The organism is Stenotrophomonas sp. GD04054 (assembly GCF_029836955.1).
Lineage (GTDB): Bacteria > Pseudomonadota > Gammaproteobacteria > Xanthomonadales > Xanthomonadaceae > Stenotrophomonas > Stenotrophomonas maltophilia_A.
On sequence record NZ_JAOECR010000080.1, the window covers coordinates 1 to 15,145 of the forward strand.

The following is a 15,145-nucleotide window of genomic DNA, read 5'->3' on the forward strand; positions in this document are numbered from 1 at the left end:
GATCACAAAGAAAAAAACAAAAGCAAAAGCCGGTTCTTCAGGCATTTGTGTCGACCAAGGTCGACACCTACCGGAGCAGGACGCCGTTCCGGCAGACCGCGGGAAACTGTCGAAGGCGGGGTGGGTCAGTTTGCGGGGGCGTGAGCGCCATGGATGGCGCGACCGAGCCTACACGGACGTACTTGCGGCGTCCCCCGCAAACTGACCCACCCCGCCATCCCACGGAATGCACGCTCTTGCTGTTGCAGTGGCCTCGGCGGGTGCAGGGCTGCAAGCCCTGCCGGAACCCCACATCACTCAGCAGGCTTCAGCCACCGCAGTGCGAGGACGCCCCAGCCATGCCAGCAGCAACCCCGAGGCCGCCAGCAGGCCACCGGCCACCGGAATCGCGGCATAGCCCAGGCCCGAACTGATCACCGCACCGCCCAGCGCCGCACCCACGGCATTGCCCAGGTTGAACGCACCGACGTTGATCGACGACGCCAGGCCCGGCGCCTCGCTGGCCGCCTGCATCACCCGGATCTGCAACGGCGGCACGATCGCAAAAGTCGCGGCACCGAACAGCAGCACCCCCAGCGCCGCAGTGGCGTGGTGCATGAAGGCCAGCGGCAGTACGAACATCAGCACGGCCAGGACCGCCAGCAGGATGCGGGTGGCGCCATCCAGCGACCAGTCGGCCATGCGCCCGCCGATGCCGTTGCCGAAGGTGAAGCCGATGCCGATCAGCGCCAGCGACATCGCGATGAAGGCGTTGGAGGCACCGGTCAGCTCGGTCAGCACCGGCGCCACGTAGGTGTAGAGGGTGAACATCGCACCGGCACCGAGCACGGTGGTGGCCATCGCCAACAGCACCTGCGGCTGCAGGATCGCCTTCAGTTCGCGGCGCACGTCCGGGCGCGCATCGGGTGCGGATGCCGGCAGCGCCAGGCCCAGCGCAGTGATCGCCACCAGGCCCAGCACCGCCGTGCCGGCGAAGGACAGACGCCAGCCCAGCTGCTGGCCCACCCAGGTGGCCAGCGGCACACCGCCGATGTTGGCGATGGTCAGGCCCATGAACATGGTGGCCACGGCGGCAGCCTGCTTGTCCTTCGGCACCAGGCTGGCGGCAACCACCGCACCGATGCCGAAGAAGGCACCGTGATTGAGGCTGGTGACCAGACGCGACAGCAACAGCAGGCCGTAGTTCGGGGCCAGTGCCGAGAGCAGGTTGCCGACCACGAAGATCGACATCAGCAGCATCAGCGCGGTGCGCTTGCCAAACCGTCCCATCAGCAGGGTCATCACCGGCGCGCCCAGCATCACGCCCACGGCATAGGCGGTGATCAGCATGCCGGCGGTGGGAATGTTCACGCCGACGCCGTCGGCAATGACGGGCAGCAGGCCCATCGGCGCGAATTCAGTGGTGCCGATGGCGAAGGCGCCGACGGCAAGGGCCAACAAGGCGGCTCTGGAGTTCATGGGGTCATCCTGCGTGGGGCAGGTCCTGGAAAAGAGCGCGTAGCCTGCGCGCTTTGTCGGCCCGGATTAAGCCTCGCCCCGGGAAAACACTGTTGACCTCAATTCACAGCTGGCGGGAACCTCCCCGCCGGGCATGGCCCGGCGAGCCCAATGGGTCCCATAACGCAGAACCCCGGCGCTGGCCGGGGGTTCTGGGAGACACATTTGCCTGTGATCTGCTTACCAGTCGCCAGCACCCGGCACATGGTGATCGCGTGCGCGGCGGCGCATCAGCAGGTTCAGCCATTCCACCAGCACCGAGAAGCCCATGGCGGCATAGATGTAGGGCTTGGGCACGTGCACGTCCAGGCCATCCAGGATCAGCACCGCACCGATCAGCAGGATGAAGGCCAGTGCCAGCATCTTCACGGTCGGGTTTGCGTCGATGAAGCGGCCCAGCGGGTTGGCGGCCAGCAGCATCACCAGCACCGACAGCAGGATGGCGGCGACCATCACCGGGATGTGATCGGCGATGCCGACAGCGGTGATCACCGAGTCCAGCGAGAACACGATGTCGATGATGGCGATCTGCAGGATGACCATGCCGAATACACCCGAGGCCTTGCTGGTGGCTGGGTTCTCGTCTTCGCCACCGGTGATCAGTTCCTTGATCTCCATGTAGCCCTTGATGATCAGGAACAGGCCACCGACGATCAGCACCAGATCGCGGATGGAGATGCCCATACCAGCCACGGTGAACAGGTTGGCGGACATGTGCGCCAGATAGGCCAGCGACACCAGCAGGGCGATGCGGGTGATGCAGGCCACGGCGATGCCGAGCTTGCGCGCGAACGGGCGACGCTCTTCCGGCAGCTTGCTGACCGCGATGGAAATGAACACCAGGTTGTCGATGCCGAGCACGATTTCCAGTGCGCTCAGGGTGAACAGGGTCACCCAGGCATTGGGGTCGGCGAGGAACTCAAAGGACATGGAAACTCTTCAGGGCAGTGGGGGAATGGGGATCAGCCGTAATTGCCGGCCATTGCATGCGGGACCACGACCAGCGCCCAGCACAGAAGCACGTTCATCATCAGCACGAACACTGCCGCCGAACCCATGTCCTTGGCGCGGCCGGCCAGCTCGTGGATCTCGCTGCCGTAACGTTCGATCACCGCCTCGATGGCCGAGTTGGCCAGTTCCATCGCCAGCACCAGCAGCATCGAGCCGATCAGCAGCGCGCGCTCGACCGGGGTCTGGCCCAGCCAGACCGCGACCGGAGTCAGCAGGATCAGCAGGTAGACCTCCAGCCGGAACGAGGACTCATGCAGCCAGGCGGCGCGCAGGCCCTGCCAGGACCAGCGGGCGGCCTGGAAGATGCGGCGCGGGCCGCGGGGCAGATGGCCGAACTGATCAGCCACGGGTGGAACATCCAGCAACAGGGGCGCGGCGCAGCGACCGCTCAGACGCACGGCAGGGAATCATGGGTGCACAGGGATAGGCAGATGGCCGCCATTTTGCCACAAGGCCGCCAGCCGCATCCCGGCACCGGCCCGGTGAATGGACTGCCAGGGGCAAGCCCCGGCCCGCCCCAGCTTCTATGATGGCTTTCCCCTTCCCTGCTGGAGCGCCTGATGTCCCGTCGCCGTACCTGCCTGCTGATGCTGGGCCTGCTGACCGCCGCCCCCCTGGCCCAGGCGCTGAGCCCGGCCAAGCCGCCGCGCGTGCCCGAGCAGGTCTCCAACGTGGCCTGGGCCGGCGACATGGCCCACTTTGCCAGCGCCGACCAGGCCAGCCCGCCGCCACGGGGCGGCATCGAGTTCATCGGCAGCTCCTCGATCCGCATGTGGGAAGGCCTGGCAGCCGACTTCCCCGGCCAGCCGGTGTTCAACCGTGGCTTCGGCGGTTCGGAAGTGCGCGACAGCACCTGGTATGCCGACCGCATCGTGGTGCCGTATGCACCGTGCAAGGTGTTCTTCTACGCCGGTGACAACGACCTCAACAGCGGCCGCAGCGCCGTGCAGGTGCGCGACGATGTGGTTGCCTTCGTGCAGCGCGTGCATCGCGACCTGCCGAAGACGAAGGTGGAGTACCTGTCGATCAAGCCAAGCCCGTCGCGCGCGCACCTGCTGCCGGCGATCAACGAGGCCAACACGCTGATCAAGGCAGCCCTGGCCAAGCTGCCCAACACCGGTTTCACCGACGTCTACACGCCGATGCTCGGCATCGACGGCCAGCCGGATGCGTCGCTGTTCCGCGAGGACATGCTGCACATGACCCCGGCCGGCTATGCGATCTGGACCAGGGCGCTGGCGCCGAAGGTGAAGTGCGATTGAAGAAGGCTGCGGCCTCGCTCCGGTAGATGCCAACCTTGGTTGGCATGGGGCACCGGCGTGAATCCTGTTGAAAGCGCCGACCAAGGTCGGCATCTACCGAGGCAGCAGGTGCCGCGTCAGCGGAACACCACCGTGGCCTCGGTGCCCTGACCCGGCTCGCTGGCCAGGCTGACCTTCCAGCCGAAGCGGTCGCACAGCCGGCGCACGATCGACAGGCCCAGGCCGGTGCCCTGCGGGCGGCTCGGCTCGGCGCGGTAGAACGGCTCGAAGGCCCGCGACAGTGCGTCGGCCGACATGCCGATACCGGTATCGCGCACCACCACCCGATCGTTGTGCACATGCACGTCGATGCGCCCTTCGTCGGTATAGCTGCACGCGTTGCGCACCAGGTTGCTGACCACCACCTGCAGCACCCGCGGCGGCGCATGCAGCTGCACCGGGCCATCGCTGTGCAGGTGCACCGACACCGGGCGCGTACCCAGCAGTTCGTTGGCGTTGTCCACTTCGTAGCGGACGATGTCGTTGACGTCGAACAGCTCGATCTGCGGCTCGACGTCGGCCTCGCGGGCCAGGATCAGGAAGGCATCGATCACCGCCTCCATGTCACGGCCGGCACGCTGGATGCGCTGCAGGCTGCGGCGCAGGCGCGGCTCCAGGCTGTCATCGCCCAGCGCCATGTCGCTGGCCACGCGGATGACGGTCAGCGGTGTGCGCAGTTCATGGCTGGCATCGCGGGTGAAATTGCGCTCGCGCGCCACGTGCGCGCTGACCCGGTTGGCCAGCGAATGCAGTGCGGCCGCCAGCTGCCGGGTTTCGCCCTGCATGTCCGCCGGCAGCTTGTTCGGCTCCAGGTCGGCCGCCTCCGGGTGGCCCGGGTCCCAGCGCGAGACGCGTCGCGCCAGCCAGTTCACCGGCGATACCAGGCGCTTGGAAGCACGATAGGTGACCCAACTGGCGCCATACACCGCCAGCAGGGTCAGCAGCACCGGCACGATGCCGAACCAGAACGCCAGCATTTCCGCGCGCGATCGCAGGAACACCAGGTACAGGCGGCCGGCCGGGCGCACATCGACCAGCACCAGCTGGTCGTCCTTGGGCAGTTCGTGGAAGCCGGGCTCCAGGTTGCGCAGATTGGCCGGCAACGACAGGGCCGACTGCCCGCTTTCCAGCAGGTAGCCACGGATGTTCTGGGTGTTGGGTGGCGGCTGCACCGGCGAGGCCTCGTGCAGCGTCCAGAAGTACGCCGCCTCCTCGCGTAGGGCGGCGCCGACCAGGCTGTGCTTGATCACCAGCGAAACCAGCCACGCACCGAGCAGGATGCCCAGGCTGGCCAGCACTGCCTGCAGGATGAAAGCGATACGGATCTTGCGCGGCAGGCCGTGCGGCATTGCGGGGTCCCGGTCAGAGCGCTGCGATTATAGGCAGCGCACCGCGCCGTTGGGATGCACGGGCGATGACCGGCGGCACTGCCGGACGGTCATCCCCTGCCCTTGTGCCTGGCCGCAGCCCGGCCCGGCCTGCGACTGCACCGGCGCGGGCCTGCTCAGGCCATCGGCTGGGCGATGTCGGCAATGCGGTAGCCGGCACTCTGCACGGTATGCAGCAGCGGACGGTCGAACGGCTTGTCGATGATCTTGCGCAGGTTGTACAAGTGGCTGCGCAGGGTGTCCGAATCCGGCAGGCCGTTGCCCCAGATCTCGCGTTCGATCTCCTGGCGGGTGACCACGCGCGGCGATTCGCGCATCAGGATGGTCAGCAGGCGCAGGCCGATCGGCGACAGCTGCAGCTCGGTACCGGCACGGGTGGCACGCATGCTGACCGGATCGAGCACCAGGTCGGCGACCTTCAGCACTTCCGAACCCACCTGGCGACGCTCGCGGCGGATCAGCGCGCGCAGGCGGGCTTCCAGCTCCTGGATCGCGAACGGCTTGGTCAGGTAGTCATCGGCGCCGAAACCGAGGCCGGTGAGCTTGTCGTCCAGCGTGTCGCGTGCCGTGAGCATCAGCACCGGGGTGGACTTGCGCGCATCGTTGCGCAGGCGACGGCACACTTCGATGCCATCCAGGCGCGGCAACATCAAGTCGAGCACCACGACGTCATAGCTGTTTTCCGCCGCAAGGCGGTAGCCATCCAGGCCGTCCTGTGCATAGTCGACTTCGAAGCCGCGACCTTCCAGGTATTCCCCGATCATCTCGGAGATGTTGCGGTTGTCTTCGACCACCAGCACCAAGCCGGAGGTCTCCTTCGTCTGACGCATGTGATTCCCTCTAACTTCAGCTTTGTGAAACATGCCGGATCGACGGTGGACGCGATGTGAAGTTCCGTCAAGAGGTAAACAAACGGTTCAGAGCAGCGGTCTGAGCAGCGGCCAGACGTTGTCCAGCACCTTCGGCTGCGCCTGTGCGGTCGGGTGCAGCCCGTCGGCCTGCATCATGCCCGGCTGCAGGGCCACGCCCTCCAGCAGGAAGGGCAGCAGCGGCACCTTGTACTGCGTGGCCAGCGCCTTGTAGGCCGCCGCCAGGCGCTGGCGATAGGCTGGCCCGTAGTTCGGCGGCACGTCGATGCCCAGCAGCAGCACCTTGGCACCGGCCTTCTGGCTGGCCTGCACCATCTTTTCCAGGTTGCCCTGCACCTGCGCCGGGGTCAGCCCGCGCAGTGCATCGTTGCCGCCGAGGGCAATCACCACCACGGTCGGGTTTTCCTTCGCCAGCAGGCCCGGCAGGCGGGTCAGCGCGCCAGCGGTGGTCTCCCCGCTCATGCTGGCGTTGACGATGCGCGCCGGCGTTTTCGACTGCTGCCTGACCCGCTGCTGCAGCAGGCTCACCCAGCCGGCGTCGGCAGGGATATTGTGGGCAGCACTGAGGCTGTCGCCGAGCACCAGCACGGTGCCAGCCGGACCTTTGGCACACGCCAGCCCGGGCAGCAGCAGGAACCCTAGCAGCAGCACCATCATCACGCCGGCTCGCCGGCTCCATCCCGTCTTGCGCATTGGAGTCTCCTCATCGACAGCCTGTCCCCCCGCAGCGCGTCCGTTGCCATCGCCGTCGACCAGGTCGGCAAATCCGTGCAGGGCCCGGAGGGTGAAGTCCACATACTGGACAACATCACCCTGACCGTCCATGAAGGGACCAGCGCGGCCATCGTCGGTGCCTCCGGTTCCGGCAAGACCACCCTGCTCGGCCTGCTGGCCGGGCTGGACCTGCCCAGCCGCGGCCGCATCGCGCTGGCCGGCCAGGACCTGGCGGCGCTGGACGAGGAGGCCCGCGCCCAGCTGCGCGCGCGTGAAGTCGGCTTCGTGTTCCAGAGCTTCCATCTGCTGCCGGCACTGACCGCCGCCGAGAATGTCGCGCTGCCGCTGGAACTGGCTGGGCGCGAAGACCGGGCGCGGGTCGATGAAGTGCTGGCCCAGGTCGGCCTGGCCCATCGCGCCCGCCACTATCCACGCCAGTTGTCGGGCGGCGAGCAGCAGCGCGTGGCACTGGCACGTGCCTTCGTCACCCGCCCGCGCATCCTGTTCGCCGACGAACCGACCGGCTCGCTGGACCACGCCACCGGCCAGCACATCAGCGACCTGCTGTTCGAACTGAACGCCGGCAGCGGCACCACCCTGGTGCTGGTCACTCACGACCTGCGCCTCGCCCAGCGTTGCCAGTACATCCACCGCATCGACGACGGCCGCCTGCTGCCGGTCGAGCGTGGGGCGCAGGCATGAACCTGCTGCGGCACGCGTGGCGCGCGCTGCGCCGCGAGGCGCTGGCCGGCGACCTGCTGACCGTGTTCGCCGCGCTGGTGCTGGGCGTGGCGGTGATGACCGCGGTCGGCACGCTGGTGAACCGGGTCAACCTGGCACTGACCGGCAGCGCAGCGGAAATGCTTGGCGGCGACCTCGGTATCGCCGGGCGCGATGACCCGCCGCAGGCGTTCGCCGACGAGGCGCAGCGGCGCGGACTTTCCTACACCCGTATCGCCAGCTTCGGCAGCGTGCTGTTCAACGCCGATGCCAGCCAGATGGCCAGCATCAAGGCGGTGCAGGCGGGCTATCCGCTGCGTGGCACGCTGCGGGTGCGGGCCACGCCCGGGGGCGCCCTGATCGACAACGCCGGCATGCCGGCCAAGGGCCAGGCCTATGCCGACCCACGCCTTCTGCAGGGGCTGGGACTGAAGGCCGGTGACGACCTTGAATTCGGCGCTGGCACGCTGCGCATCGCCGGCATCATCGAGGCCGAGCCGGATACCGGCGGCGACCTGCTTACGCTTTCCCCCACCCTGCTGGTCAACCGCGCCGATGTGGAAGGCACCGGCCTGCTCGGTCCGGGCAGCCGCATCAACTACCGGCTGATGTTCGCCGGAGCAGCAGAGCCGATCGCGGCACTTCGGCAATGGCTGCTGCCGCAGGTGAAGGGCCTGCGCCTGCTGAGTGTGGACGACACCCAGCGTGGCGTGCGCCAGGCGTTCGACCTGGCCGGGCGCTTCCTCGGCCTCAGCGCGCTGCTGGCGGTATTGCTGGCCGGTGTTGCCACGGCGCTGGCGGCGAACCGCTTCGCCCTGCGCCGCATCGACCAGGTGGCGATCCTGCGCTGCCTGGGCGCGCGCCAGCGCGACATCCTGTCCGGTCTGGCACTGCAGCTGCTGATGCTGGCGGTGCCGGCCTGCGCACTCGGCATCGGCCTGGGCATGGCGGCGCAGGAGGGCCTGGTGCAGGTGCTGGGCAGTCTGGTGCCGCAGCGCCTGCCGCTGCCCGAGGCAATGCCTGCGCTGACCGGTGCCGGCATCGGGCTGTTGCTGCTGTTCGGCTTCGGCCTGCCGCCGCTGCTGCGCCTGCGCGGGGTGCCGCCGATGCGGGTGCTCAACCGTTCCTTCGCCGCCCTGCCGCCGGCCTCGCTGCTGGCCTACGTGGCTGCCCTGGCGGCCAGCCTGCTGCTGGCGGTGCAGGTCACCGGTGATCTCAAGCTGGCGCTGTGGGTGCTGGGCGGGTTGGCCGCGCTGGCGGTGGCGGCCGGCGTGGTCGGCTTCGTGCTGCTGCAGCTGCTGCGCGGCCTGCAGCACCGCCTGCATGGCCACTGGCGGCTGGGTCTGGCCGCGCTGACCCGGCGCCGGATGCTGGCAGTGATGCAGCTGGTGGGGCTGTCGCTGTCGCTGTGCGCGCTGTTGCTGCTGGCGGTGACCGGCCCCGGCCTGCTACAGCAGTGGCGCGAGCGACTGCCAGCGGATACGCCGAACTACTTCCTGATCAACATCCAGCCCGAACAGCGCGACAGCGTGCTGGCCGCACTGCGTGGACTCGGCGCCAACGACGCCAGCATCGAACCGATGGCCACTGGCCGCCTGATCGCGATCAACGGCAAGCCGCCGCTGCGCGTGGACCGCTCGCCTGAACAGAACGGGCAGCCGGCACAGGGCGAAGGCCAGCGCGATGACGACGACGAGAACCGGCCGTTGAACTTCAGTTGGCGCAGCAGCTTCCCGCCGGCCAACACACTGGTCAACGGCACCTTCTGGAAGGCAGACAGCACCGCCGCCGAAGCCTCGGTGGAAATCGGCTGGGCCAAGCGCTACGGCGTGCATCCCGGCGACCGCATCACCATTGCGGTGGGCGAGCAGGAACGCGAGTTCACTGTCACCAGCGTGCGCAAGGCCGACTGGAACACTTTCCGTCCGAACTTCTTCGTGCTGCTGAACCCGAATGCGGTGGGCGATACGCCACACAACCTGCTGTCGGCATTCCATCTACCGGCCGGCAAGGCCGCCGGACTGGGCGAGCTGGTACGCGCGCAGCCGAACCTGTCGCTGCTGGACGTGGACGCGGTGATCTCGCAGGTGCGCGATGTGATGGAACGGGTGGCACAGGCGGTGCAGCTGGTGATGGTGTTCAGTCTGCTGGCCGGCCTGCTGGTGCTGCTGGCCGCGCTGCAGGCCACGGCCGGTGAACGCCGCTACGACAGCGCGGTGCTGCGCACGCTGGGCGCGACCCGGCGCCAGCTGCGTGGCGCGGTACTGGTGGAATTCGGTGCGCTGGGCACGCTGGCGGCGTTGCTGGCGGTGGGCGCGGCCGCTGCGATCGGCGTGGTGGTTTCGCAGAAGGTGTTCGAGCTGCCGTTGCTGCCGCCGTGGCCGGGCCTGCTGATCGGCGGCCTGGTCGGCATCGGCTTGAGCCTGCTGGCAGGCTGGTGGGGCACGCGCGCGATCCTGCATACGCCACCGGCACTGGCCCTGCGCGAAGCCTGACGCGATCGTCACACGCTCGGGTGGGGCGCTATGCTGCGCGCCCCACGCGATCAGATCGTCCGGGAGCGCGGAAGGTTGCTCCCGCGCTCCCGATGTTCAAGGAATGAAGATGAAATACAGCCTCTGTCTGCGCATCCTTCTGGCCAGTTCCCCGCTGCTCACCGCGGTGCTACCCGCAGGCGCCCGCGCGGCGGAGGGCTATGTTCCTGACGCGGTGCAGGCCTTCGTGCTGGAAACGGTGCTGGCCGATGAAGCGCAAGCCCTCCACGAGGGCCACCCGACCTCTCTGGTTCCGGCCAGCGTGTCACGCACGCGCAGCGATGCCGGCGTGGTGGCCGACCTGCGTGCTGAGTTCGACCGGTTCTACCGGGGCCAACCGAAGCCGAGAAAGGAAGTGGCGCACATGGCGATCCTCGTCGCACAGACCGCGCTGCTGCTGCCGGACCGTAGCGCCTGCAGCACGGATCGAGTGCGTTGCCACCAAGCTGTCATGGGCGTCCGCACCCGCGATGACGAGGCCAGCCTGCAGGCTACCCTGCGTGCCTTCCAGGACGCCGGGCTGGACCTGACCACCTTGAGTGGGCCGGCGTCCTGAGTGCATCGCATCCACGCATGGCATGGATGCAGCGTGCGATCACCGATGGAGAGCGTGCCGAGCAAGCTCGGCACCTACCGGAAGCAGAGGTTGGTAGATCCACGCCATGCGTGGATGCGGCCGTGGAGTCGAGCAGGGCTCGACTTACTGGGCCTTTTCCACGTACTTGGCGAACACGTCGTCGATCTGCTTGTCCTTCACCTTCTTGCCGGCCTGGATCTCTTCGGCCTGGGTGAACATCGGGATGATCATCGCCATGCCGTCGATCTTGGTCTTCAGGTGCACGCCCGGCGCCTGGCCGAGGAAGCCGTCCCAGCGCTGGCGCACCTTGGCCCAGTAACCGGCAGTGGCCTTCCAGTAGTTTCGCGCCGGGGTGAAGTCGACCTCGGTGGTCTTCACGTAGTCGTTGAAGCCGAACTCGCGGGCGATCTCCACCTGGCTGCCATCGGCGTTGCGCTGCACCTTGGTGTTGAACTGCTCGTGGGTCCAGCCGTTCGGGGTCAGCGTGTGGCGGTTGATCACGGCCAGCGCGTTGTAGTCACTGCGCTTGGTGTACTCACGGCGCGGCAGCGGACGCCAGCTCAGGTCGCTGGTCCAGCTCGGCACGTTGTTGGTGTAGGTCCACGTGCCGGTGCCGCAATAGCGCGGTGCGTCGCTCACTTCGTATACGCACTGGGTCCAGGCGCCCTGGTTCACCGCCGCCGGAATGCTGCGCACCTTCCAGGTCTGGTCGGCACTGAACTCGAAACGGTTCGGTGCTTCGTACACCCAGTCCTGACGCCAGTGCTTGGTGATGTGGCCGCTCTTCTCGTCCAGCAGCAGGTGCTGCAGCACGATGCGCTTCGGCGTGTCCTCGACCACGATGACCACTTCGCTGCCGCCGCTGCGCATCGCCGGTGCGCGCTCGTAACCCGGCTTCAGCAGCACGGTCTCATCGAAGGCGAAGTCCACGGTGTACTCACCCTGCATGGCAAGGATGCTGTCGTGGTCACGGGCGATATCGGAGGGCTGCGCGCTGGCCACGCCGCTGGCGGCGAGCACAAGCAGGGCGCTGGCTGTCTGGAGCTTCATCGGGGTCTTCCTTCGGGGTTGCAGATGCGTTGAGAGGCCGTCCGTGGCCGACAGGCGTTCCATCAGGAGTGGGTCACAGGCGGATCAGCGGCAGGTCGCCGGGAATCCGCGGCGCCGGACGCCGCGCGGCATCGGCACAGCAGCAATCGTCGATTGCCAGCTCGCCTTCGGCACCTTCCAGCCGTGCAATGCGGCGCGCGGTGGCTGCGCCCAGCGAGGACAGGGTCGACAGACTGGCGGCCAGCGTGCGGCCATCGTCGGCGGCATGCAGGCGCAGCGCGCACAGACGCCAGCGCTGGCCACCCAGATGACCGGCCAGGCGCCGCCACAGGCGTTCGCCGACACTGCCGTCGCTGTCGTGCTCGGGCCCCGGCGGCAGCGCAGCCACCAGCCGGTCCCAGGCCAGGAAGTCGCTGTCCGGCAGCAGGTACAGGCGCCACACGCAGCGGCCGCGGCCATCGAGGAAGCACAGGCTTTCGCGCAGGCCTTCGCTGTCCACGCCCTGGCAGGCATGCACGCGTACGGCCTGGCGCCAGCCGCCCAGCTCGTTGCCGTCGGCGTGGTACAGGCACAGCACGGTGCCGAGCGTGGCCAGCTGTGCCGGGGTCGGCCAGGCCGCGCTGTGCGGCGCGGCGATGGAGTCATTCCTGCGTGCGGACAGTGCTCGGCTCATGAGGTCACCAGGAAACGGCAAGGCTGGCGGAGAAGGTGCGGCCCGGGCTGCTGAAACGATCGCTCAGTGCGCGGTTGGTGATCAGGCTCGGGGTGATGGACGACCATTCGATGTAGCGCTTGTCGGCCAGGTTGAACACGCCGACATTGAAGGTGGCACCCGGTGCGAAGTTCCAGTGCGCCATCAGGTCCAGCACGCCATAGCCGGCCGGCTGGTAGACGAACGGCGCCGGTGCGTTCGGATTGGTCTGCGCCGCCGGCGGCGGCAGGCGCTTCTTGCGCTGCACGAAGGTACCGGCCAGTTCGACGCCCCAGGTATCGGTGTCGTACATCAGGCCCAGCGTGCCACGCAGCGGATCGACCGAGGCCAGCGGTTCGTCATCGGTCCGGTTGTCACCACGCGACCAGGCCAACGCACTGCGCAGCGCCCAGCCCTTCAGCGCCGGGCTGAGTTCACCGAACTCGATGCCGGCCTTCATTTCCGCGCCATAGATGCGCGCGTCGGCGATGTTCTGCGACTGGAACACGGTCAAACCCTGTGCGTTGCGGCCGGTATCGACGTTGGACTGGATGAAATCCTTGTAGTCGTTGTAGTAGCCGCTGACGCTGACGTACGCAGCCGGCGCGATGAAGCGCAGGCCCAGTTCGTAGCCGTCGCTGGTTTCCGGCTTCAGGTCCGGGTTGGCGATGGCGGTATAGCGGAAGGCAACATTGGTCAGGCCGATGTTGACGTCGTTGTACGGCGGCGAACGGAAGCCGCGCGCATAGCCGGCGAACAGCGACCACTGGTCGGTGAAGCGCCAGACCATGCCCAGCTTCGGCGACACGCTGGTCTTCTTCAGCTGCGCTACGGCGGTAGTCGGATTGTCTTCGGCGAAGATGCTGTCCACTTCCGGCTTCAGCTCGTAACGGTCCACGCGCACGCCCGGCACCAGCGACAGCTTGCCGTCGGCCAGGCGCATTTCATCCTGCGCGTACAGGCCCAACTCGGTGGTCTTGCTGATCGGGAAGTCACGCACCGGGAAGGTGTCGGGGGTGACGGTGTTGCTGACCACACCGGCACGGTTGACCTGGTAGCCGTCGCGCTTCTGGCGGATCTCGGTGCGCGTGCCCTCGAAGCCGTAGGTCAACGCATGTTCGACCGCACCGGTGCTGAAGGCCTTGTTGAACTGCGCCTGCAGGCCAAAGGCATGCTGGTCGAAGGAGAACACGCGGTGACGGCGGCTGCCGTCGGTGCGGGTCTCGTCGGTCTGCTGCCGCGTTTCGCTGTTCTGCGCATACACCTGCCAATGCAGGCTGTCGGCGAACGGCTGGTCCAGCGCATCCATTTCGTGGGCAAAGGACACGCGGGTTCGCTTCTGCGTGTCGTGGGACTTCATGCCAGTTGCCGCAGCCATCGCGCCGGGGCGCGGTGCAACGCTGGCAATCGCCGACAACACATTGGTATCGGTGGTGTCTTCGTTGCCTTCCACGGTCAGGCGGAAGCGCTGGTCTTCGCTCGGTGCATAGACCAGCTTGCTGAGCAGGCTGCGGCCATCACGATCCTGCGGATTGGACGCGGTGCGGGTGTCGTTGTCGCTGCGCACCGTGCCCTTGTTGTCCGTTTCCTGGCCCTGGTGGTGGTTGACGTTGACCAGGCCGCTCCAGTGGTCGCCACCAAAGGCGGCGGTGGCACCGCCGAGCAGGCCCTTCCACTCACCGTCGTAGCCGAACTTCAGGCCGAAGTAGCTGTTCTTGCCGTCCTTGAGGTAGTCGGCCGGGTCCTTGGTGACGAACGCCACCACGCCGCCCAGTGCATCGGAGCCGTACAGCGAGCTGGCCGGGCCGCGCACGATCTCCACGCGCTTGAGCGTATCGAGGTCGGTGAAGTTGCGGTTGGAACTGGCGAACGAACCGATGTCGAACCGGGTCGGCATGACGATGCCATCGGTCTGGATGCGCACACGGTTGCCGTCCAGGCCACGGATGCGGAAACCATCCAGGCCGAAGCGGGTCGCGCTGCGGGTGACCGACAGGCCCGGCTCGTAGCGCACCAGATCCTTGATGTCCTGCACCAGGTGCCGGTCCATCTGCTCGCGGTCGATGACGTCCACGGTGGCCGCCACGTCGCTCACCGCCCGCTCGGTGCGGGTCGCGGTGACCTGCACCCGGTCAAATTCGCGCGCGTCGGGCGCAGCGGCGGCAGCAGCGTGGGCGGACAGCGGCAACGCCATCCAGACAGCAAGACACAGGGCGGTATGGCGGGTCATCGGGTTCATTCGGTCAGGCAGGGGAACCCCCGGTTACCGGCACACCCGGAAGGTGCACGCGGTAGACCGAGGGGGAGAGAGCGGGAGCGGACGGGTCGCCCACCCTGTCGGCGCTGCCGGCAGGAGGGAGGGAGGCGGGCGACCAGGCCGCGATTACTTGGTCAGGATCAGCTTGTCGTTGCTGGTGTGCCGCAGGCGATAGAAGCGGTCGCCGTGCTGGATCAGGATTTCACGACGGCCCTTGAGCAGGGCTTCACTGTCGATGACCTCTTCCGGCGGAACGACGCGGACCGGTCGATCGCGGAGGGTCAGCGTTTCGGGGCGCAGCAGTACAGGTTGAGCATTCATGAGCATCTGGACTCGTGCGAGGGACGAGTTAAATGATAATGATTCTCAGTTGACAATCAACAACCATTCTCACTTTCATTGATGAGATTAATGATCGAATTCTGAAATTCGATAGATTTCATATATTGAAAGGTGGGGGCACACGGCTTTTGTAGAGTCGAGCCACGCTCGACTGCTCTCGCGCCGTCGCCTGGAAATGCCCGCGCTACGTGCGG

14 protein-coding genes are annotated in these 15,145 nt (G+C 67.3%); 4 read left to right on the forward strand and 10 right to left on the reverse strand.

Translation table 11 applies throughout. The annotated features are described in order from the left end of the window. Positions 1-297: 297 nt before the first annotated feature. The 3 genes from N7573_RS21430 to N7573_RS21440 form a co-directional block, all read right to left on the reverse strand. Positions 298-1,458 (reverse strand): MFS transporter, encoded by a 1,161-nt coding sequence (locus N7573_RS21430; protein ID WP_279913283.1) that lies wholly within the window; start codon positions 1,456-1,458, stop codon positions 298-300. Positions 1,459-1,677: 219 nt separating this feature from the next. Continuing rightward, positions 1,678-2,427, reverse strand: coding sequence for a TerC family protein (locus tag N7573_RS21435; RefSeq protein ID WP_004144462.1), 750 nt, complete (start codon positions 2,425-2,427; stop codon positions 1,678-1,680). 32 nt (positions 2,428-2,459) lie between these two features. Then, the gene (locus N7573_RS21440) at positions 2,460-2,855 is read right to left on the reverse strand and encodes a diacylglycerol kinase (RefSeq protein ID WP_032129924.1); all 396 of its coding nucleotides are present in this window, start codon (positions 2,853-2,855) and stop codon (positions 2,460-2,462) included. A 213-nt stretch (positions 2,856-3,068) separates the two neighbouring features. Between N7573_RS21440 and N7573_RS21445 the strand changes: the two genes are divergently transcribed. Further along, entirely contained in the window at positions 3,069-3,770 is a 702-nt protein-coding gene (locus N7573_RS21445; RefSeq protein WP_100437904.1) for an SGNH/GDSL hydrolase family protein, read from the forward strand. Positions 3,771-3,886: 116 nt separating this feature from the next. Here N7573_RS21445 and N7573_RS21450 read toward each other — a convergent pair whose 3' ends face one another. The 3 genes from N7573_RS21450 to N7573_RS21460 all read right to left on the reverse strand — a co-directional run bounded on the left by N7573_RS21450 (position 3,887) and on the right by N7573_RS21460 (position 6,759). Further along, complete coding sequence (locus tag N7573_RS21450; protein WP_100437903.1) at positions 3,887-5,158, reverse strand: HAMP domain-containing sensor histidine kinase; 1,272 nt, start codon at positions 5,156-5,158, stop codon at positions 3,887-3,889. Positions 5,159-5,313: 155 nt separating this feature from the next. Continuing rightward, a complete protein-coding gene (locus N7573_RS21455) occupies positions 5,314-6,027 on the reverse strand; it encodes a response regulator transcription factor (protein WP_002811889.1) in 714 nt (237 codons plus the stop codon). A gap of 87 nt (positions 6,028-6,114) precedes the next feature. Beyond that, positions 6,115-6,759, reverse strand: coding sequence for an arylesterase (locus N7573_RS21460; protein ID WP_004144386.1), 645 nt, complete (start codon positions 6,757-6,759; stop codon positions 6,115-6,117). A gap of 75 nt (positions 6,760-6,834) precedes the next feature. Between N7573_RS21460 and N7573_RS21465 the strand changes: the two genes are divergently transcribed. From N7573_RS21465 to N7573_RS21475, 3 genes are all read left to right on the forward strand, one after another. Then, on the forward strand, positions 6,835-7,482 hold the full coding sequence (locus N7573_RS21465; RefSeq protein ID WP_154262358.1) for an ATP-binding cassette domain-containing protein: 648 nt from the start codon (positions 6,835-6,837) through the stop codon (positions 7,480-7,482). Then, positions 7,479-9,995: an FtsX-like permease family protein gene (locus N7573_RS21470; RefSeq protein WP_279913282.1), complete on the forward strand. Its 2,517-nt coding sequence runs from the start codon at positions 7,479-7,481 to the stop codon at positions 9,993-9,995. The genes N7573_RS21465 and N7573_RS21470 overlap by 4 nt, the downstream gene beginning before the upstream one ends. Before the next feature lie 109 nt (positions 9,996-10,104). Then, positions 10,105-10,590 carry a hypothetical protein gene (locus tag N7573_RS21475; protein WP_279913281.1) on the forward strand — a complete coding sequence of 162 codons (486 nt, stop codon included), beginning with the start codon at positions 10,105-10,107 and terminating at the stop codon, positions 10,588-10,590. Positions 10,591-10,734: 144 nt separating this feature from the next. Here N7573_RS21475 and N7573_RS21480 read toward each other — a convergent pair whose 3' ends face one another. The 4 genes from N7573_RS21480 to N7573_RS21495 all read right to left on the reverse strand — a co-directional run bounded on the left by N7573_RS21480 (position 10,735) and on the right by N7573_RS21495 (position 14,930). Then, positions 10,735-11,661 (reverse strand): DUF6607 family protein, encoded by a 927-nt coding sequence (locus tag N7573_RS21480; protein WP_032129933.1) that lies wholly within the window; start codon positions 11,659-11,661, stop codon positions 10,735-10,737. 73 nt (positions 11,662-11,734) lie between these two features. Then, entirely contained in the window at positions 11,735-12,334 is a 600-nt protein-coding gene (locus N7573_RS21485) for a hypothetical protein (protein WP_032129934.1), read from the reverse strand. Positions 12,335-12,338: 4 nt separating this feature from the next. Next, the gene (locus tag N7573_RS21490) at positions 12,339-14,546 is read right to left on the reverse strand and encodes a TonB-dependent hemoglobin/transferrin/lactoferrin family receptor (protein ID WP_279913284.1); all 2,208 of its coding nucleotides are present in this window, start codon (positions 14,544-14,546) and stop codon (positions 12,339-12,341) included. A 189-nt stretch (positions 14,547-14,735) separates the two neighbouring features. Further along, positions 14,736-14,930: a hemin uptake protein HemP gene (locus N7573_RS21495; RefSeq protein ID WP_005412278.1), complete on the reverse strand. Its 195-nt coding sequence runs from the start codon at positions 14,928-14,930 to the stop codon at positions 14,736-14,738. Positions 14,931-15,145: the final 215 nt, after the last annotated feature.

Excerpts from the sequence above, each read along its gene's own strand:
- N7573_RS21435 (WP_004144462.1), bottom strand. The coding sequence starts at position 2,427 with ATGTCCTTTGAGTTCCTCGCCGACCCCAATGCCTGGGTGACCCTGTTC.
- N7573_RS21445 (WP_100437904.1), top strand. The coding sequence starts at position 3,069 with ATGTCCCGTCGCCGTACCTGCCTGCTGATGCTGGGCCTGCTGACCGCC.
- N7573_RS21480 (WP_032129933.1), bottom strand. The coding sequence starts at position 11,661 with ATGAAGCTCCAGACAGCCAGCGCCCTGCTTGTGCTCGCCGCCAGCGGC.
- N7573_RS21430 (WP_279913283.1), bottom strand. The coding sequence starts at position 1,458 with ATGAACTCCAGAGCCGCCTTGTTGGCCCTTGCCGTCGGCGCCTTCGCC.
- N7573_RS21460 (WP_004144386.1), bottom strand. The coding sequence starts at position 6,759 with ATGCGCAAGACGGGATGGAGCCGGCGAGCCGGCGTGATGATGGTGCTG.
- N7573_RS21490 (WP_279913284.1), bottom strand. The coding sequence starts at position 14,546 with ATGGCGTTGCCGCTGTCCGCCCACGCTGCTGCCGCCGCTGCGCCCGAC.
- N7573_RS21495 (WP_005412278.1), bottom strand. The coding sequence starts at position 14,930 with ATGAATGCTCAACCTGTACTGCTGCGCCCCGAAACGCTGACCCTCCGC.
- N7573_RS21485 (WP_032129934.1), bottom strand. The coding sequence starts at position 12,334 with ATGAGCCGAGCACTGTCCGCACGCAGGAATGACTCCATCGCCGCGCCG.
- N7573_RS21475 (WP_279913281.1), top strand. The coding sequence starts at position 10,105 with ATGAAATACAGCCTCTGTCTGCGCATCCTTCTGGCCAGTTCCCCGCTG.
- N7573_RS21470 (WP_279913282.1), top strand. The coding sequence starts at position 7,479 with ATGAACCTGCTGCGGCACGCGTGGCGCGCGCTGCGCCGCGAGGCGCTG.
- N7573_RS21455 (WP_002811889.1), bottom strand. The coding sequence starts at position 6,027 with ATGCGTCAGACGAAGGAGACCTCCGGCTTGGTGCTGGTGGTCGAAGAC.
- N7573_RS21450 (WP_100437903.1), bottom strand. The coding sequence starts at position 5,158 with ATGCCGCACGGCCTGCCGCGCAAGATCCGTATCGCTTTCATCCTGCAG.